15 protein-coding genes and 1 tRNA gene are annotated in these 17,838 nt (G+C 73.4%); 11 read left to right on the plus strand and 5 right to left on the minus strand.

Features of this window, described 5'->3' with window-relative positions; translation table 11 throughout:
• Positions 1-210: 210 nt before the first annotated feature.
• The 5 genes from DVK06_RS10390 (at position 211) to DVK06_RS10410 (ending at position 5,094) form a co-directional block, all read left to right on the plus strand.
• Positions 211-1,614, plus strand: coding sequence for a hypothetical protein (locus DVK06_RS10390; protein WP_199241368.1), 1,404 nt, complete (start codon positions 211-213; stop codon positions 1,612-1,614).
• Positions 1,615-1,730: 116 nt separating this feature from the next.
• Positions 1,731-2,510, plus strand: a complete 780-nt coding sequence (locus DVK06_RS10395) for an ABC transporter ATP-binding protein (RefSeq protein WP_394345510.1) — start codon at positions 1,731-1,733, stop codon at positions 2,508-2,510.
• A complete protein-coding gene (locus DVK06_RS10400; protein ID WP_053770785.1) occupies positions 2,507-3,679 on the plus strand; it encodes an ABC transporter permease in 1,173 nt (390 codons plus the stop codon). The genes DVK06_RS10395 and DVK06_RS10400 overlap by 4 nt, the downstream gene beginning before the upstream one ends.
• 435 nt (positions 3,680-4,114) lie before the next feature.
• On the plus strand, positions 4,115-4,522 hold the full coding sequence (locus DVK06_RS10405) for a hypothetical protein (RefSeq protein ID WP_053770994.1): 408 nt from the start codon (positions 4,115-4,117) through the stop codon (positions 4,520-4,522).
• Positions 4,523-4,617: 95 nt separating this feature from the next.
• Positions 4,618-5,094, plus strand: coding sequence for a hypothetical protein (locus DVK06_RS10410; RefSeq protein WP_121600208.1), 477 nt, complete (start codon positions 4,618-4,620; stop codon positions 5,092-5,094).
• Between the two features lie 384 nt (positions 5,095-5,478).
• Here the strand turns inward: DVK06_RS10410 and pdxS are convergent, their stop codons facing one another.
• Positions 5,479-6,387, minus strand: coding sequence for a pyridoxal 5'-phosphate synthase lyase subunit PdxS (gene pdxS, locus DVK06_RS10415; protein ID WP_121600209.1), 909 nt, complete (start codon positions 6,385-6,387; stop codon positions 5,479-5,481).
• 186 nt (positions 6,388-6,573) lie between these two features.
• Here pdxS and DVK06_RS10420 point away from each other — a divergent pair, with 186 nt between their 5' ends.
• Positions 6,574-7,260, plus strand: coding sequence for a molybdenum cofactor guanylyltransferase (locus tag DVK06_RS10420; RefSeq protein WP_121600210.1), 687 nt, complete (start codon positions 6,574-6,576; stop codon positions 7,258-7,260).
• Positions 7,261-7,326: 66 nt separating this feature from the next.
• On the opposite strand, the gene DVK06_RS10425 is transcribed toward DVK06_RS10420, so the two are convergent.
• Complete coding sequence (locus tag DVK06_RS10425; RefSeq protein WP_053770789.1) at positions 7,327-7,866, minus strand: DnaJ domain-containing protein; 540 nt, start codon at positions 7,864-7,866, stop codon at positions 7,327-7,329.
• A gap of 112 nt (positions 7,867-7,978) precedes the next feature.
• Here DVK06_RS10425 and mutS point away from each other — a divergent pair, with 112 nt between their 5' ends.
• The 3 genes from mutS (at position 7,979) to DVK06_RS10440 (ending at position 13,278) form a co-directional block, all read left to right on the plus strand.
• Positions 7,979-10,909 (plus strand): DNA mismatch repair protein MutS, encoded by a 2,931-nt coding sequence (gene mutS / locus DVK06_RS10430; RefSeq protein WP_121600211.1) that lies wholly within the window; start codon positions 7,979-7,981, stop codon positions 10,907-10,909.
• The gene (mutL, locus tag DVK06_RS10435; RefSeq protein ID WP_121600212.1) at positions 10,899-12,680 is read left to right on the plus strand and encodes a DNA mismatch repair endonuclease MutL; all 1,782 of its coding nucleotides are present in this window, start codon (positions 10,899-10,901) and stop codon (positions 12,678-12,680) included. The genes mutS and mutL overlap by 11 nt, the downstream gene beginning before the upstream one ends.
• A 76-nt stretch (positions 12,681-12,756) precedes the next feature.
• Positions 12,757-13,278, plus strand: a complete 522-nt coding sequence (locus DVK06_RS10440) for a hypothetical protein (protein ID WP_053770793.1) — start codon at positions 12,757-12,759, stop codon at positions 13,276-13,278.
• Positions 13,279-13,311: 33 nt separating this feature from the next.
• On the opposite strand, the gene DVK06_RS10445 is transcribed toward DVK06_RS10440, so the two are convergent.
• Together DVK06_RS10445 and DVK06_RS10450 are read right to left on the minus strand one after the other, a co-directional pair.
• Positions 13,312-14,547 carry a mechanosensitive ion channel family protein gene (locus tag DVK06_RS10445; RefSeq protein WP_199718629.1) on the minus strand — a complete coding sequence of 412 codons (1,236 nt, stop codon included), beginning with the start codon at positions 14,545-14,547 and terminating at the stop codon, positions 13,312-13,314.
• Between the two features lie 106 nt (positions 14,548-14,653).
• The gene (locus DVK06_RS10450; protein WP_121600213.1) at positions 14,654-15,952 is read right to left on the minus strand and encodes a hypothetical protein; all 1,299 of its coding nucleotides are present in this window, start codon (positions 15,950-15,952) and stop codon (positions 14,654-14,656) included.
• Positions 15,953-16,200: 248 nt separating this feature from the next.
• Here DVK06_RS10450 and DVK06_RS10455 point away from each other — a divergent pair.
• Positions 16,201-16,354, plus strand: a tRNA-Met gene (locus DVK06_RS10455).
• A gap of 314 nt (positions 16,355-16,668) precedes the next feature.
• Here the strand turns inward: DVK06_RS10455 and DVK06_RS10460 are convergent.
• On the minus strand, positions 16,669-17,163 hold the full coding sequence (locus tag DVK06_RS10460; RefSeq protein ID WP_121600214.1) for a metal-dependent hydrolase: 495 nt from the start codon (positions 17,161-17,163) through the stop codon (positions 16,669-16,671).
• 113 nt (positions 17,164-17,276) lie between these two features.
• Here DVK06_RS10460 and DVK06_RS10465 point away from each other — a divergent pair, with 113 nt between their 5' ends.
• Entirely contained in the window at positions 17,277-17,777 is a 501-nt protein-coding gene (locus tag DVK06_RS10465; RefSeq protein ID WP_121600215.1) for an HPP family protein, read from the plus strand.
• Positions 17,778-17,838 lie beyond the last annotated feature (61 nt).

The raw sequence follows: 17,838 nt of genomic DNA on the forward strand, positions 1-17,838 counted from the left end.
GTCGCGTTCGCTCATTACCGCTACTTACGTCGGCCCGTTGAAAAAGCATCCGTAACCGGTACGTCTCGGAGACCGCCGAAACCCCGAGCCCGGCGGCCCCCTGCCCCCGAACGACCGCCGATGGAGTTTCCGTCGCGCCCGTCGCTGCGAGGCGGCGCGCGCGTCGCTTCCGTCGCCGACGGATATATCCACGGGTATCGCGTAACTCGTATGACCTTGACTCGTACACCATCCGCGGCCGCGCTACTGGCCGCCGTGACCATTCTCGCGACGATCGGCGGGGCCTTCGCGGCGGGCGGCGCGGCGGCGGTCCCGGACGCGCGGATCACCGTCGGCGAGGTGGGGGCCTCCCCGAGCGACCCGACCGTCGGGGAGCGGACGGCGCTGAACGTCACCGTCTCGAACTCCGGCGGCAGCGACGCGGCGGCGAACGTCACGACGGTCCGCGTCCGGAACGCCGACGGCGACGTGCTCGACAGCGTCACGGGCGTCGGCGCGCTCTCGGCGGGCGACTCGCTCGACGCGACGCTGTGGACGTCGTTCGACGAGCCGGGCGCGAAGCGGCTCACCGTCGAGGCGGTCGCGAACCAGTCGACGACCGGCGAGTTCGTGACCGTCAGCCGGGACACCGTGATCGAGGTCCGACCGACCCAGGTCGCGCTCGACCTGCGGACCCGCGCGCTCGACCCAGAGGACCTCCAGAGCGACGAGGGAAGTGAGAGTTCGGCCGGCGACCTCGGCGTCGGCGGCATCCAGGGCATCTTCGGCGGTGGCGGCGGCCTCGACACCGGCGACGCGGACGGCCAGGGCGACGCGCCCCCGGTCGCCGACTCGCCCGTCGAGGTGACGGTGGTCAACACCGGCACGACGACCGCCGACCGGGTGAGCCTCCGCGCGGTCGGGACCGCGGTCGACGGCGACGAGCGGACCGTCTCGGTCGGCCCGTTCGTCGTCGAGGACGTCGCGCCCGGCGAGGAGCGGCGGGTGATCGTCGACCTCGGCCCGCTCGACCGACGGTCGGAGGTGACGGTCACCGCCGCCTTCCGCGCCGACACGGACCGGTTCGACGACCGAGGCGCGGACCGCAGCGCGCAGTCGACGGTGACGTACCCGGTCCGCGAGGCGGCCCCGACCGTCACCGACGCGACCGTGCGCGAGACCGCCGCCGGCGTCGTCGTCGACGCGAACCTCGGCAACGCCGGCGGCGGCGAGATGACCGGCGCGGTCGTCTCTGTCGGCGACGCGCCGGGCGTCGAGCCGACCGCCGCGGGCGGCGAGTACTTCGTCGGCACCCTCGGCGCGAGCGACTTCGTCGGGTTCGACCTGACGACCGCGGTGAACGCCTCCGTCGCCGACGAGATACCGATCCGCGTCACCTACACCGAGCGGGGCGTCCGGTACACGGAGACGCTGACGGTGGCGGCGCCCGAGGCCGACGACGACGGGGAGAGCGGCGGCACGCTCGGTCGGATCGGCGTCGGCGGCGTGGGCGCCGCTGGCGCGGTCGCGAGCGGCCTCGCGCTCGTCGGCCTGGCCGGCGCGGTCGGCCTCGCGGTCAGGACCGGACGGATCGGCGGGTCGACGGGGCGGCGACGCGGCGGGTCGGCGCCGTGAGCGGGGACGCCGCGGCCGACGCGACGGGCGACGCGGTGAACGACGACTCCGGGAGCGACGCGGTGAACGGCGACTCCGGGAGCGACGCGGTGAACGGCGACTCCGGGAGCGACGCGGTGAACGGCGACTCCGGGAGCGACGCGAGGGACGACGCCGTGACCGCCGAGGGTGCGGTCGACCGAACGACGGACTCCGCAGGCGACGCCGAGTTCGGCGTCGCGCTGCGGGACGTGGTGAAGCGCTACCCGAGCGGCGGCGGCGATCCGGTCGTCGCGCTCGATCACGTCGACTTCGCGGTCCGGCCCGGCGAGTTCGTCGCGGTCGTCGGCCCCAGCGGTTCCGGGAAGTCGACGCTGCTGAACGTGCTCGGGCTGCTCGACGACCCCACCGCGGGCCGGCGCCTGCTGAACGGGACCGACGTGACGAACCTCTCCGTCGCCGAGCGGACCCGGGCGCGGAAGGAGTCGATCGGGTTCGTCTTTCAGGACTTTCACCTGCTGCCGACGCTGACGGCCGTCGAGAACGTCGCGATGCCGACCGCGTTCGACCCCGGCGACGCGAGCGGCCGGGCGGCCGACCTGCTCGCGCGGTTCGGGCTCGGCGACCGCCTCGACCACGACCCGAGCGAGCTCTCCGGCGGGCAGAAGCAGCGCGTCGCCATCGCCCGCGCGCTGATCAACGAGCCCGCCGTGCTGCTCGCGGACGAGCCGACGGGGAACCTCGACACCGAGACGGGGGAGTCGATCCTCGGCGAGTTCGAGCGCGTCAAGGCCGAGGGGGTCGCCGTCGTCGCGGTCACGCACGACCCGCTCGTCGAGGAGTACGCCGACCGCGTCGTCGACCTCACCGACGGCGTGCTGACCGGCGGGCTGCCGGACGCGGGGGACGACCGATGAGCGACGGCGACCGGACGGGCGCCGGATCCGCCGGCTGGCTCCGCGGCTGGCGGCCCGCGGTGTCGATGGCGTCGCGGAACCTGCGGCGGAACCGCGTGCGGACGGTGCTGGCGGTGCTGGGCGTCTGTATCGGCGTGCTCGCGGTCGCCGCGCTCGGCATCTTCGGGAACGTGCTGGCGCTCGGCGCCGACGACGCCATCGGCGACATCGGCACGCAGGTCGTCGTCTCGCCGAACGCCGACGCCGGCGTGGAGTCGCTGTCGGACGCGGACGTGGCCTCGATCCGGCGCGCGGTGGGCGAGCCCGCGGTCGTCCCGCTGTACTCGGACAGCGCCACGGTCGCGCGGCAGGGCGACCAGACGTTCGCGACCGTGTACGGGATCGAGGAGCCGGCGCTGGCGTACGAGGCCGCCGAGGGCAGGCTCCCCGAGCGACACCGGCAGGGGGCGATTCTCGGCGCGGGCATCGCCGCGGACCTCGACGCCGGCGCGGGCGACACCGTCGAGATCGCGGGCTCGCAGGTCCGGGTGATCGCGGTGTTAGTCGAGAGCCAGACGTTCAGCCCGGTGGCGCCCGACGACGCCGTCTTCCTCCCCGAGTCGGCCTTCTCGGCGGACGGCTACGCGCAGGCGCTCGTCATCTCCGACACCGGCGCCGAGGCGCGCGCGGCCGCAAACGCCATCCGCGAGGAGGTGAACGCCCGCGAGGAGCGCGTCGACCTGTTCGAGCTGGCCGCCCTCGTCGACGAGATCAACGAGTTCTTCGACCTGCTCTCGACGTTCCTGCTCGGGCTCGGCGCCATCTCCCTCGTGGTCGCCGGCGTCTCAATCCTCAACGTGATGTTGATGAGCACCGTCGAGCGGAGACAGGAGATCGGGGTGATGCGCGCGGTCGGCGTCGCCCGCCGCGACGTGCTCCGCGTCCTGCTCGCTGAGGCCGGCCTGATCGGCGCGGCCGGCGCCGCGGCCGGCACCCTCCTCACCGTCCTGCTCGTCGCCGGGCTCGTCCTCGCGACGCCCGCCGTCGACGCCGCGCTCGTGATCGACCCGACGAACGGGTACTACCTCCTCCTCGCGCTCGTGTTCGGCGTCGGCGTCGGGCTCGTCAGCGGCGCGTACCCCGCGTGGAAGGCGGCCAACCAGCGCCCGGTCGAGGCGCTGCGGAACTGATTCTGTGGGGTGCCCGATAATCCGAATCGTCTCGACCATTTAAACTCCGAACGGCGCGCCGGCGAGCGCCCGGAGGGCGCGAGCCGCCCGCGAGGGAGGCGGCGGCCCGGCGCGGCTCTGCCCGCGCCGGGCCGTCCGCCGAGGCTGGGGAGGCGTGAGGCTGCGGTCGCCGTGCGGGGTGGGACTCAAAGGGGCAGCCGCGAGGGGGTCGCAGACGACGTAAGCACCGCAGCGAGCGAAGCGAGCGAGGAGCGCAGCGAGTGTGCGACCCCCTCGCGGCTGGGGCTTTGGAGGAGTTCACCGCAGAGTGAGCGATCACGTATAGCCGAGCGGCTGGGGCTTTGGCGGTGTTCCCCGTCGATTCACTATCAGCTATTTATAAGAGTCGATGACTCAGGCAAAACGCCCATGTATCGCCGCGTCCCGGCCCTAGCCATGTCCCCCAAGCGACGAGCGGTCCTCCTCCTCGGCGCGGGCGCGGTCGGATTCGGTGCCATCGGGTATCGCGAACTGACGGACTGCGAGGAGCTCGCCTGTTTCGCGTTCGAGCATCAGAGGGCAGACGACGTGGCGAGCAGACTGGTGATCGAACACACCGGCGGGACCGAACGGCTCCGCGCCGGGGACGTGTTCGTCACGAATGTCAGCGTGGACTACGAGGCGGGCGAGAACGACACCGTCGCGTGGGCCGAACTGGACGACGACCTCGGACCCGACGACGCGATCAACGGGGAGACGCTGCGGATACGGATCCGGTTCCCGGACCTCGTGACGGTCCGTTGGCGTCGCGACGGCGACGAGGAGGTCTTGGGGGCGTGGGTGTACGACGACGACGTGCGGTGAGCGGCGTCCCCGGCGACTTCGTTGACCGCCCTCCCCGTGGTCCGACCGACTTCCGGCCCAAACGGCTTTTGCGCGCGGCGGGACAATCAGCGATTATGGCCCTCCGAGATGTCTGCCTGTCTCCGCATCTCATCGGTGGTTCTCCGGCGAGGACGGCGCTCCCGCTGGCGGTGGTCGGGCTCCTCCTGCTCGCCTCCGTCGGGTTCGCCGTCGGACTGAACACCGGGATCTCCCTCTGGTGGATCGCGCTTGCGCTCGGGATCGCCGTCGCGGCGGGGATCGCGGGTGCGGGCCTCGTTCCGACCGTCGGCTCGCTGTGGCTCGTCGGGTTCTGGTGGTTCGCCTTCCCCCCGCTCGTCGGCTATCTCACGGGTAACTGGACGGGCGCGGGCCGGTACTCGTACCCGCGAATGATGGGATACGGGTACCAATCCGCGCGTGGGGAACTGCTCGGCGGGATCGAAATCGGTGTCAGACTCGGGCTACAGTTCGCGGTCGTCGTCGGCCTCGTCGGGTACGCGGTCGGAGTGATCGTTAGTCGGCTGTCGACGCGAACGAGCGGGTCGAAATAAACTCGATCGTTCGCATATAATTCGTTGATTGCGGGTCGGTATCGAACACCTCCAAAGCCCCAGCCGCGAGGGCGGCGCACGCTCGCTGCGGTCCTCAGTCACTCGCTCCGCTCGTTCCTTGCGGTCCTTGCGTCGCCTCCGCCGCCCTCGCGACTGCCCCTTTGCGTCCCGCCCCGCACAGCACCTCACGCCTCCCCAGCCTCGTCGCCGGCGGCTGCGCCGCCGGCTGCCAGAGGCGCGTCGCGCCTCGCTGCCGCTCGCTCCCTCCGGTCGCTCGCGGCGTCCCTCGCGCGTGCGGTTCACGGCCGCCGATGGCGGCCGCTCACCGGCACGCGCCACAGCAGTTGGTATATGAAAGCCGCCACCCCAATCGGAATCGGCTACTTAAACGCCGCGGCCCTGGAGCTTCTCCTCTTCTTTCATGTCCTCGTTGGACTGGCCCTTCATCCCCTTCCCGGTGCCGCTCGCGATCCGGGCGAGCTCGTCGGGGTCGTCCCAGTTGTTGACGGCCTCGACGACGGCGGTACCCATCGCCTCGGGGTCCTCCGCGCCGAAGATGCCGGAGCCGACGAAGATGCCGTCGCAGCCGTGGTACATCATCAGCGCGGCGTCGGCGGGCGTCGCGATACCGCCGGCCGCGAAGTTGACGACCGGGAGCCGCTCGGCCTCGGCCGTCTCGTGGACCAGGTCGCGCGGGGCGCCGTGTTCGCGGGCCCACTTCTCGCGCTCCTCGTAGTTGAGGCCGGTGAGCGTGCGGATCTGGTTCTTGATGGTGCGCTGGTGTTTGACGGCCTGGTTCACGTCGCCGGTGCCGGCCTCGCCCTTCGTCCGGATCATCGCCGCGCCCTCGCGGATGCGGCGCAGCGCCTCGGGGAGGTTCCGGGCACCGCAGACGAACGGCGAGGTGAAGTCGCGCTTGTCGGTGTGGTACTCGTCGTCGGCGGGCGTCAGCACCTCCGACTCGTCGATCATGTCGACGCCGAGGGACTCCAGGATCTCCGCCTCCTTCCGGTGGCCGATCCGGGACTTGCCCATCACCGGGATCGACACCTCGTCGATGATCTCCGGGACGCGCTCGGGGTCGGGCATCCGCGCGACGCCGCCGCGCTTGCGGATGTCCGCCGGGACGTGTTCGAGGACCATCACGGCGACCGCGCCGGCGTCCTCCGCGATGCGGGCCTGCTCGCGGTTGACGACGTCCATGATCACGCCGCCCTTCTGCATCTGCGCGAAGCCGCGCTTGACCAGCTCGGTCCCCCGCTTCAGCTCCTCCAGATCCGTTGCCTCTGGCATGGATATCGGTTGGGGCGCCGGCCACTTAACGGGTCGCTTTCGGGCGGATGGAGCGTCGAGCGCGGCGTTCCCGGCCCGAACGAATTCGGGGCGCTCCCGCCGGCCCGGGCGCTGCCTTCCGCCCCGCCACCGCCCCGTCCCCCGACCACCGCAACCGCGAAGTCCCCCGCCGTCCAAGCCGCGGCCGTGACCACGGGAGCCATCCTCGCCGGCGGCCGCTCGACGCGCTTCGGCGACGCCGACAAGGCCGTCGCGCCGATCGCCGGCGTGCCGATGATCCGCCGCGTCGCGGACCGGCTCGCGGGGGCCGACGACCCGGTGCCCCCCGGCGCCGACCGCGCGAGCGGCGGCGACCCGGTCGTCGACGAGTTCGTCGTCAACTGCCGCCCCGACCAGCGCGAGGCGCTCGCCGAGGCGCTGTCGGGAGTCACGCTCCCCGTTCGCTGGGCGCTCGACGAGGAGCCCGACTTGGGCCCGCTGGCGGGGATCCGGAACGCCTGCCGCGCGGCGACCGACCCGTACGCCGCCGTCGTCGCCTGCGACATGCCGTTCGTCGACCCGTCGTTCCTCGCGGCGCTGCGCGAACTGGCCGGAGAGCCCGACGTCGAGGCGGTACTGCCGCGGCTCGACGACCGCTGGTTCCAGACGACGCAGGCCGTCTACGCGACCGAACCGGCCGCGGAGGCCTGCGACCGCGCGCTCGACCAAGGCGAGCGGAAGGTGCTCGCGATGGTGGATCGAGTGCGTGAGGCCGTCGTCGACGACGAGGCGATCCGGTCGCTGACGACCGACCGCACCTTCGCGAACGTCAACACGCGGGCCGACCTCGACGAGGCGGAGCGGGCGGTCGCCGCCGCGAGCGACGAGGCGTGAGCCGCGGCGTCTCCGTCAGGCTCCCGGACCGTCGCGCTCTCGGGCCGCCGCGGGGCGCGCTCCGCGTCACCCCTTCAGGACTTCGTACGCCTCGTTGAGCTCCTTGAAGTCCTCCTCGTCGCCGTCCTCGCCGTCCGGATGGAGCCGCTTCGCCCGCTCGCGGTACCGCCGCCGGACCGCCTCGCTGTCGGCCGTGCGGTCGAGCCCGAGCGTCTCGTACGCCTCGCGCTCGGTCATTCGGTCGGCCGTCGGCGCGCGGTCGCGAGGGTCGCGGGCCCCGCCCGGTCCGCGAGCGCCCGCTCGCCGCCCGGTCGCGCCGCGACCGCCGTCGGTGCCGGCGGCGCGGTACGCGCGCTCCCGGTTGGCCTCGGCGCGGGCGCGCTGCCTGGCGCGCTGGCGCTCCGTCGGGCCCGCCGCCTCGGCCGACCGCCGGGCCTGGTCGTGGAGGCGCCCGGTGGCGTGGTACCAGAGGAAGTAGGAGACGGCGCCGAACGGCAGCGCCAGCGCCAGCGCGATCGGGTGGAGGACGATCCCGCCGATCACGAGCAGCGCCGTCATGCCGACGAACGCCCCGGCGAGCCCCACGACGATCGTTCGATTCGTCACGGCCGTACTCGGGGGCGGAGGACTGTAAGGCTCTCGCCGGCGGCGGGGGCTCGACCGGAGCGGTCCGCGCCGCTCCGCACCGTTTATGCCCGCGGCCGCCCGGACTCGGGGTATGGAACCGGCGGACCGAGAGACGGCCACGGGGCTGCCGCCCGGGATCGCGGCCGCCCGCGAGGAGCTCACGCCGATGCTCTCGCAGTACGCCGACCTCTGTGCCGCCCACGAGGACGCCCTGGTGCTGTTCCAGGTCGGCGACTTCTACGAGGCGTTCTGCGAGGCGGCCGAGACCGTCGCGCGCGTCTGCGAGGTGACGCTGACGGAGCGGTCCGACTCGACGGGCGACTACCCGATGGCCGGGATCCCGATCGACAACGCCGCGCCGTACCTCGAATCGCTGCTCGACGCGGGCTACCGCGTCGCGCTCGGCGACCAGGTCGAGGACGCCGAGCAGGCGTCCGGCCTCGTCGACCGCGCGGTCACCGAGGTGATCACCCCCGGCACCGTCGTCGAGGACGACCTGCTCGAATCCGGGACGACGAACTACGTCGCGGCGGTGGCGGCCGACGGGGGCGGCGGGGCCGGCGGTGGGGCCGACTCCCCCTCCGAGACCGTCGGCCTCGCCGCCGTCGACGTCTCGACCGGCGAGTGCCTCGTCACCTCGGGCGACCGGGACGCGGTCGCGGGCGAGCTCGACCGGATCGCGCCGGCGGAGCTCATCGCCGGACCGGACGCCCCCGCGTTCGACCCCGCGGACGCCGAGCGCGGCTGGACGACTCACGAGTACGACGACGGCGCGTTCGACCGGCGGCGGGCGGCCGAGCGCCTGGAGCCGTACCTCCCGGCGCCCGAGCGGCGCTTCGACGCGGACGCGGAGCTGCGGGCGGCCGGCGCGGTGCTAGCGTACGCCGAGTACACCCAGGGCGACGACGGGCCGCTCGGGTACGTCACCCGGATCCGGCGGTACGACCCCCGCGACCGGCTCCGGCTCGACGCGGCCGCTCAGCGCAGCCTGGAGCTGTTCGAGAACCGCGGGCTGGGCGCGAGCGACACGCTGTTCGACGCGCTCGACGAGACGAACTGCGCGCTCGGCCGGCGGTGCCTAGAGCGCTGGCTCCGGCGCCCGCTCGTCGACGCCGACGCGGTCCGGAGCCGCCACGACGCGGTCGGCGAGCTCGCGGACCGGAGCCTCGCCCGCGAGGGGGTCGCCGACGCGCTCGCGACCGCCTACGACCTCGAACGGCTGGTGAGCCGGGTCTCGCGGGGCCGGGCGGACGCCCGCGACCTGCGCTCGCTCCACCGAACGCTCGCGGTCGTCCCCGAGCTGAAGGCGACGCTCGCGGGAGCGGAGGGGGAGCGCGAGACGGGGGACGACGCCGACGGGGTGGCCGACGCGGACGCCGACGGATCGACCGACGCGGACGCCGACGGCCCGGCACTCCCACGCACCGACCACCTCGGCGACCTCCGCGACCGGCTCGACGAGCTGACCGAGGTCCGCGACCTGATCGACGCGGCGATCGCGGCCGACCCGCCCCAGGAGATCACCGAGGGCGGCGTGATACGCGAGGGGTTCGACGGCGACCTCGACGACCTGCGCGCCACCGAGCGCGAGGGCCGCGAGTGGGTCGCCGACCTGGAGGCGAGCGAGCGCGAGCGCACCGGGATCGACTCGCTGTCGGTCGGCCACAACCAGGTCCACGGCTACTACATCGAGGTGACCGACGCGAACCTCGACCGCGTCCCCGACGACTACCGGCGCCGGCAGACGCTGAAGAACAGCGAGCGCTACGTCACCCCGGAGCTGAAGGAGCGGGAAGAGGAGATCGTCGGCGCCGCGGAGCGGGCGGACGCCCTGGAGTACGAGCTGTTCGTCGACGTCCGGGAGCGCGTCGCGGCGGAAACCGAGCGGATCCAGGGGCTCGCGGACGCGCTCGCCGAGCTCGACGCCCTGACCTCGCTCGCGACGGTCGCGGTCGAGGGCGACTACGTCCGGCCCGAGCTGCGCGCGAACCCGGACGGCGGCGTCGCGATCGAGGGCGGCAGACACCCCGTCGTCGAGCGGACCGAGGACTCCTTCGTCCCCAACGACGCCGACCTCCCGCGCGGCTCGGTCGCCGTGATCACGGGGCCGAACATGAGCGGGAAGTCGACGTACATGCGGTCGGTCGCGCTCGCGGTCGTGCTCGCGCAGACGGGGTCGTTCGTCCCCGCGCAGGCGGCGTCGCTCCCGGTGTTCGACCGGCTGTTCACCCGCGTCGGCGCCTCCGACGACATCGCGGGCGGCCAGTCGACGTTCATGCGCGAGATGAGCGAGCTGACGGAGATCCTCCACGACGCGGGCGCCGACTCGCTCGTCCTCCTCGACGAGGTCGGCCGCGGCACGGCCACCACCGACGGGCGGGCCATCGCCCGCGCGGCCGCGGAGTTCCTCCACGACGAGCTCGGCGCGACCGCCCTCTTCGCCACTCACTACCACGGTCTCACGGACCTGGCCGAGGAGCGCGAGCGCGTCTTCAACCTCCACTTCACCGCCACCCGCGAGGACGGCGACGTGACGTTCCTTCACCGGGTCGTCCCCGGCGCCTCCTCGTCGTCGTACGGCGTCGAGGTCGCGGAGCTGGCGGGGGTCCCGGGGCCGGTCGTCGACCGCGCCCGCGACCTGGTCGCCGCGGAGGAGGCGGAGCGGGGCCGTGACCCGAGCGGACCCGAGCCCGAGGGTCCGACCGACGAAGCGGCGGCGGCCGACGAGGGCGGGCCCGACGACGGGGACCGCGACGGCGACGCGTCGCTGCGGGAGTTCCTCGCGGAGGAGGCGTCGGAGCAGCGCGACGGCGGCGGTCCAGCGGCGAGCGACTCCGCCGCCGAGACCCCCACCGAGGGCGACCGCGCACAGTCGTCGAACGAGGCCGACGGCGAGGCTGCGCCCGGCTCGTCCCCCGACCTCGCCGCGGCGCTCCGCGACCTCGACCTCGCGCGGATGACGCCGATCGAGGCGCTGAACGCCCTCCACGACCTCCAGTCGCGCGCCGACGATGACGGGTGAGCGCGACGCCGCTCGGGGCGCCGCGGGCGGCGACGGCGCCTCGGGCGCCGGCGACCCGGGCGACGAGGAGGGTCGCGTCCGCCGGCTCGACCGGGCGACCGTCGACCGGATCGCGGCCGGCGAGGTCGTCACCCGACCGGCGAGGGTCGTCGGCGAGCTCGTCGACAACGCGCTCGACGCCGGCGCCTCTCGGATCGAAATCGCGGTCGACGGCGACGGCACCGACCGGATCCGCGTCGCGGACGACGGCCGCGGGATGGCCCGCGCGGACGCGGCCCGCGCCGTCGAGCGCCACGCGACGAGCAAGCTGGCGCCCGACGGCGACCCGGTCGGGGCCGACTCGCTCGGCTTCCGCGGCGAGGCGCTCGCGGCCATCGCCGAGGCCGCCCGGCTCGAACTCGTGACGAGCCCCGGCGACGGGGTCGGCACGCGGGTCGTCGTCGACGGGACCGCCCCGCCCCCGGGCGGCCCGGAGGGGCCGGACGCGACGCCGAGCGTCGAGGTCGAACCCGCGGGCCGCGCTCGCGGGACGACGGTCGTCGTCGAGGACCTCTTCGCGACGCGGCCCGCCCGGCGGGAGTCGCTCGGGGGCGCGAGCGCGGAGTTCGCGCGGATCTCCTCGCTCGTCGCCGACTACGCGCTGGCGAACCCCTCGGTCGCCTTCTCGCTCGACCACGACGGGTCGGCGACGCTGTCGACGCCCGGTACCGACCGCACCGACGCGCTCCTCGGCGTGTACGACCGCGAGGCCGCGAGCCGGTCGACGACCGTCGACGCGAGTGCCGACGCGGAGGGGACTTCGGTCGGGGTCTCGGGCGCGCTGGCGTACCCCTCCGTCACCCGGGCGACGCGAGACCACGTCCGCGTCTCGGTGAACGGCCGCCCGGTCCGGAACGACCGGATCGCGACCGCGGTCCGCGAGGGCTACGGCCGCCTCCTCCCGGACGGCCGCGAGCCGGTCGCCGCGGTCGACGTGTCGCTCCCGCCCGAGCGCGTCGACCCGAACGTCCACCCGGCGAAGCGGGAAGTGGGGCTGCGCGACGCCGACGCGGTCGCGGACGCGGTGGCGTCGGTCGTCGCGGACGCGCTCACCGGCGCCGACCTCCGCCGCGCCGCGGACGTCGCCACCGACCTCGACAGCGCCCTCGAACCGGTCGGCGAGGGGGACGGCTCGCGGGCCGGCGCCTTCGCCGACGCCGAGCCGATCGGCGTCTTCCGCGACCTCTACGTCCTCGTCGAGTCCGGCGACGAACTCCTCGTGATCGACGGCCACGCCGCCCACGAGCGCGTGAACTACGAGCGCCTCGCCCGCGCCTTCGACGGCGATCCGGTGCCGACCGCGACGCTCGACCCGCCCGCGACCGTCTCGCTGTCGACCGACGAGGCGGCGGCCGCGCGGGCGCACGCAGACGACCTCGCCGCGCTCGGCTTCGAGACCGAGCCGTTCGGGGGCGGCACGCGACGGCTTCGGAGCGTCCCCGCGCCGTTCGGCCGGACAGCGGACGCGGACGCCTTCCGCGACGCGCTCGCGGCGCTCTCGGCGGCCGGCTCCGGGACGGCGCGGGACGCGCGCGACGACCTCCTCGCCGACCTCGCGTGTCACCCGTCGCTGAAGCGGGGCGACTTCGCCGCCCTCGGCGACGGCGACCTCCGGAATCTGCTCGACCGCCTCGGCGAGTGCGACCGGCCGTACGCCTGCCCGCACGGCCGACCGACCGTCCTCTCCGTCGACGCGGCGACGTTCGCGGCCGGGTTCGGGCGGGACCGGTGAGGAACCCGGGTCGCTCGGCGTCCGAACGGGGCCCCTGACCGATACCTATTAACACGATGGGACCGGGGGTACTCGCATGGGAGAGCGGACCGACGTGACGCGGGGGTCGCTGCCGGCGGAGCGGTCGGCGGGCCGGTTCTCGGGCCCCGGCGGCCTCCGCGACGTCGTGGAGCGGATCCTCGCGTGGCTTCGGGAGCGGCGCGGATCCGGCCTGGAGCGCGTCTCGACGGCGACGACGATGCGGAACGTCGTCGACACGGACGCGCTCGCGGAGGAGACGCCACAGAAGTGGAGCGTCCGCCACGACGTGGTCACCTACGGCGCGGACTCGCTCACGGACGTACTCGTCTTCAGGCACGATCCGAGCAGACAGGACCTCGTGGTGATGCCGGAGCGGAACACCGAGCCGGAAGGCGAGGTCAGCTTCTACCACGCCGACCGCACGAAGGGCGCGCGCCACCTCCTGTCGATCGGCGCCGACTCGCTCACGGCGGCGCTGAGCTACGTCCTAGAGCGCATCGAGCGGTTCGAGCGCCTCTTCACCGGCCGCGGCTCGGAGCTGCCGAGCGGCTACACGGGGCCGTCGGAAGACCTGTAAGCGCGGCCGCGGGCCGACGCACGCCGACCGTTCTCACACCGACCCGTCCCGCGAACGGCCGTCGCCGTCCTCGTCGATCCGCTCGACGCGCTCGACCGTCTCCTCCGCCTCCGCCGTCTCGGGCGGGTACGAGACGGTCCGCTGCGGGTAGGGGATCGAGATGCCGGCGTCGGCGAAGCGCTCCTGGATCCGCTCGACCGCGATCGCCTTCGAGCGCCACCGGGCCTGCGGGGTCGGCGGGTCGATCCAGAACCGGAGGTCGAGGAGGATCGCCGAGTCGCCGAACCCGGACGGGATCGCGTACGGCTGCGGGTTGTTCGCGATCGTGTCGATCCCGTCGAGCACGTCCTCGGCGATCTCGGCCGCCTCGTCGGGGTCGTCGTCGTACCCGATCCCGACCTCCATGTGGATCCGGAGGCGCCCCTCGCGGCTCCGGTTCGTGATCGCCTGGTTGGCGACGAGGTCGTTGGGCACCACGACGTACTCCCCGTCGAAGTTCCGCATGTGGGTGTTTATGATCGTGATGTCGGTGACGAACCCCTCCTCGCTGCCGATCTCGACCCAGTCGCCGATCTCGAACGGGCGGGCGAACATCAGCACGAAGCCGGCGATGAGCGACCCCAGCGTCTGCCGGGCCGCCATCCCGAGCACGATCCCGAGGAACCCGGCGCCGACGAGGAGGCCGCCGAGGTTCACGCCCCAGATGCCGAGGACCGTGATCCCGGCGAGCACCAGCAGCCCGACCTGCGCGAGCCGGGTGAGCAGCTGTTCCTGGTGGGCCGTGATCCGGTCGCTGTCCGCCGACAGCTCCCCGACGTACGTCTCCACCACGTCGCTGACGACGTAGGCGCCGCCGAGCAGCACCGCCGTGACGACGACCTGCGCGCCGACCCTGGCGGCGTTCTCAGCGACGGGCAACACCGCGACCACGAGTTCGAAACGCCCCCACAGCGTCAACACGGCGACGCCCGCGAGCGCGAACAGCGCGAGTTGTAAGAGCCCGACCGACAGCCGCAGGATGAACGAGGTCGGGACCCCCTCGCGGAACGTCTCGATTGCGCCCTCGGTCGACTCCGCCGTCCGCTCGTCGAGGAGCCGCTCGATCCAGCTCGCGGCGGTCCGCTCGCCGGCGCGGACGGCCTTCGGCAGCAACAGCCACCCGACCGCGAGCGTCCCGAGGCCGATGGCGGCGGTGACCGCCAGCCGTCCCTCAGTGGTCGAGATGTCGCTCAGCACCGCTCCGACCCGAGCGCCGAGTCCGCCGATCACGGTCGTCCGTTCGCCGCCGGTCGGATAACGGCTCCGACGCGAGTCTCAGTCGGGAGAATCGGCGCGCCCGCTCCGGGGACCCGGGCCGCGGGAGCGGGGCGGTCCCTCACCGCCCTCGGCGGAGCTCCTCTATCAGTTGTTCGATGAGCGCCGACTGCCGGTCGAGGCGCTCGGACTGCGCCTCGACGGTGCGGCGCAGCGCCGCGACCTCGCTCGCGAGGTCGGCGTCCTCGACCCCGGCGCTCTCGAACGGCGACCCGTCGAAGGCGTCTTCCCCGCGGATCGGGCCCTCCGCGTCGCCCTCGGTCGCGACGGTGTCGGCGTCGCCGACGGGGTCCCCGGCCGCCGACTCGGTGCCGGCCGCGTCCGCCGAGCGCCCCTCGGCGCCGACCGCCGACGCGGCCTCGCCGGCGCCCTCCGAGTCGATCCCCTCGGCGGCCGACGCCGGCTCCGTCGCGTCCGCGTCCAGCGGGTCGCTCGCGGCGTCGTCGACGCTCGCGTCCGCGGCGAGGGGGTCCGCGTCCAGCGGATCGTCGCCCGACGCCGACCCCGCCGCCGTCGAGGCCGCGGTCTCGGCCGAGTCGGCGCCGTCGTCTCCGGAGGCGGAGTCCGTCTCGGTCGACCGGCCGGCGCCGGCCGCGTCTCCCGCCTCGGGGCCCTCCGCGTCGGCCTCGGCGTCGGCGGCGGGCGACGCCGAGAGCGGGTCGGGCCCCTCGCCGAAGTCGGTCGTGCCGCTCGGCTCGGCGTCCGCGGCCGGCTCCTCGGCCTCGGCGGCGGCGACGCGGAACTCTTCGAGGCTGTCGACGCCGTGGAACGAACACACCGCGTCGGCGAGCGTCTCCCGGACCGCCCGGGCGGACTCGTTGGGGGCCTTGAACCGCTCCGAGCGGCCGCCGTGGACGAGGACGACCGCGGTGGCCACGGTCCCCTCCTCGAAGTCGAGGCCGGTGATGTCCTCGTAGTGGAACTCCTCGAAGTCGGCGTCCCAAACGGCCGAGCCGACGTGTTTGACAAGCCGCTCGCTGGTGACGATGAGGGTGAGTTCCGAGAAGCGGAAGGTGCGGACGACCGTCTCGCCGGGGCCGGTGACGCCGCTCGCCGAGAGGACGCCGGCGAGGACCGGGTGGAGGACGTCGTCGACGCGCTTGGCGGGGACCGAGAGCGTCTCGTCGCCGTCGAGGCCGTACCCGAGGGTGATCTTCGCCTTGCGGCGGCCCGTCGAGACGTCGATCCGCTCGACGTCGTGGCCGTACTCGTCGACGGACTCGTCGGACAGGAGCCCGTCGCCGCGGAAGACGAGGGTCCGGGTGGGCGTGACCGCGAGTCGATCGTCGCCGCCCAGCGGCACCTCGGCGACGACGTCCTCGTCGCCGACGGTCGCCGCGAGCAGTTCGGGGAGGCTCATACGCCCGGGATACGCCGCGCCCGGCATAAATCCGCTGGGTCGGCCGCGAGCGGGCGGCGACTCTGTCCGTCGCGGCCGCGTCCGCGAGCGCGCTCTGACCGCCGATCACCGCCCGACCCGCGCGCGAAATCGCCGTCGGCGCCCGCGCGAACGGCGTGGAAGCGGCCGCCCGCGGCGATCTGCGATCGGTTCACAACCCTCCGACGGATGGGAAGGTTAAAGAGTCTCATCGCGGTACGAAATGGTGAGGCCGGGTGGCTTAGCTGGACATAGCGCCGCACTCATAGGGTTCGGAGATTCGGTGCGGTGACGCCTTGGAAGCGTCCGCGTCCTTCCCGTGGCTCCGCCGAGCCTCGGACCTGGGACATGCGGAGATCGTGGGTTCGGAGCCCACCCCGGCCACTTCTCGTCTTGTCGACACTACTCCCGCTGCCCCCGTAGCACGGGCGCCGTCCGACGACGACCGGCCGAGACGCCATCAGGCCCGCCGCTGCTCGGACTCTCCCGCGTCGACCGTCCCGGCCTCGGCGCGAGCGCCGCACCGCGCTCCGGGGGCCGGGTTCACGGGAACGTTCCACGGTATGTGTGCGATTTGTACAGGTGTTTAGGCGACCGGTCGAAGCTCGACAGATGTGGATCGCATTCGAGTGGTCGTGCAACAGCGATGGACGCGACAGCGACGGACGGCGAGGGGGCGCCGTCAGACGGAGATTCCGTTACGCCGGAACCGCCTCGCCCGCGACGAGCGCGGCCGCGGCGACGGCAACGCCGAGCCCCAGCAGCGCGTAGTTCGCGAGCGGGTTCGCCGCGGTGACCAGGTCGAGCGTGTATTTCGTGTCTCGCAGGGGCGCGAACGGTCGGACCCCCATCGGCGTGAGCGCGTCCGCGAGGAGGTGCGAACCGATCGTCACGACGCCGAAGAGGAAGCCTGCGCCGCCGAACAGCATCGCCTCGACGAGTCCGCTCCGGAGACCGACCGCCAGCCCGGCGGCCCCGAAGGCGATCCCGACGAGCAGCGCGAACCAGACGGTGTGGGTGATCCCCCGGTGTTTGACGAAGGGAACTCGCGTGTCGAGGTCGGGGACCATCGCCAGCGAGGCGACGCCGACGGCGCCGGCGGCGCCGACCTCTATCGAGGCGAGGGCGGTGACGAGGAACCCGAGCGGGGCGTAGACGACGAGCGAGGCCCCGACGTGACCCGTCCGGTACACGCCCCGAAGTGCGGGTCCGTCCCCTAAGTCCGTTGCGTCGGCCGCCGCGCCCGGCGCCCGCGCCCCGGTCCCAGGGGCGAAACGCCTACGGCCTCCCGCGGTGACCGTCCGGTATGTCCCTGACTGCCCGCGACCTGATGGAGCCGGACGTGAAGACCGTCTCGCCCGACGACGACGTCGCCGAGGTGTTCAAGCGGTTCGCCCGCTACGCGTTCAGCGGCTTCCCGGTCGTCGACGACGACGACAGGGTTGCGGGCGTGATCACCGAGTCAGACCTCGTCGACCTCTTCGAGCCCGACGACGAGACGCTGTGGATCCCCATCGGGCTCCCGCCGTTCGTGGACACGCTCTCGTATCAGGTGAAGCGCCCGTGGGCCGACCTCGACCTCGGCGTGGACCTGATCCGCAACGCTGACCGCCCCATCTCCGAGGTGATGAGCGCCGACGTGGCGACGGTGACGCCGGATGCGAGCGTCGACGACGTGCTCGACCTGCTCGTCGGCGACGATCCGGATATTAATCGCGTGCCCGTCGTCGACGACGACGGCCGGATCGTCGGGATCATCGCGCGGCAGGACGTGATCCGTGCGTTCCGCGACAAGCGACTGGAATAGGTCGGATCACGAGTTCTAACGGTCGATTTCGGAGACACTCCCGCGAGTGGTCCCTTACCGA

The sequence above is a fragment of the Halorubrum sp. Atlit-28R genome (assembly GCF_003665955.1).
Taxonomy (GTDB): Archaea; Halobacteriota; Halobacteria; order Halobacteriales; family Haloferacaceae; genus Halorubrum; species Halorubrum tropicale.

Excerpts from the sequence above, each read along its gene's own strand:
- mutL (WP_121600212.1), top strand. The coding sequence starts at position 10,899 with ATGACGGGTGAGCGCGACGCCGCTCGGGGCGCCGCGGGCGGCGACGGC.
- DVK06_RS10405 (WP_053770994.1), top strand. The coding sequence starts at position 4,115 with ATGTCCCCCAAGCGACGAGCGGTCCTCCTCCTCGGCGCGGGCGCGGTC.
- DVK06_RS10450 (WP_121600213.1), bottom strand. The coding sequence starts at position 15,952 with ATGAGCCTCCCCGAACTGCTCGCGGCGACCGTCGGCGACGAGGACGTC.
- DVK06_RS10465 (WP_121600215.1), top strand. The coding sequence starts at position 17,277 with ATGTCCCTGACTGCCCGCGACCTGATGGAGCCGGACGTGAAGACCGTC.
- DVK06_RS10400 (WP_053770785.1), top strand. The coding sequence starts at position 2,507 with ATGAGCGACGGCGACCGGACGGGCGCCGGATCCGCCGGCTGGCTCCGC.
- DVK06_RS10410 (WP_121600208.1), top strand. The coding sequence starts at position 4,618 with ATGGCCCTCCGAGATGTCTGCCTGTCTCCGCATCTCATCGGTGGTTCT.
- DVK06_RS10440 (WP_053770793.1), top strand. The coding sequence starts at position 12,757 with ATGGGAGAGCGGACCGACGTGACGCGGGGGTCGCTGCCGGCGGAGCGG.
- mutS (WP_121600211.1), top strand. The coding sequence starts at position 7,979 with ATGGAACCGGCGGACCGAGAGACGGCCACGGGGCTGCCGCCCGGGATC.
- pdxS (WP_121600209.1), bottom strand. The coding sequence starts at position 6,387 with ATGCCAGAGGCAACGGATCTGGAGGAGCTGAAGCGGGGGACCGAGCTG.
- DVK06_RS10390 (WP_199241368.1), top strand. The coding sequence starts at position 211 with ATGACCTTGACTCGTACACCATCCGCGGCCGCGCTACTGGCCGCCGTG.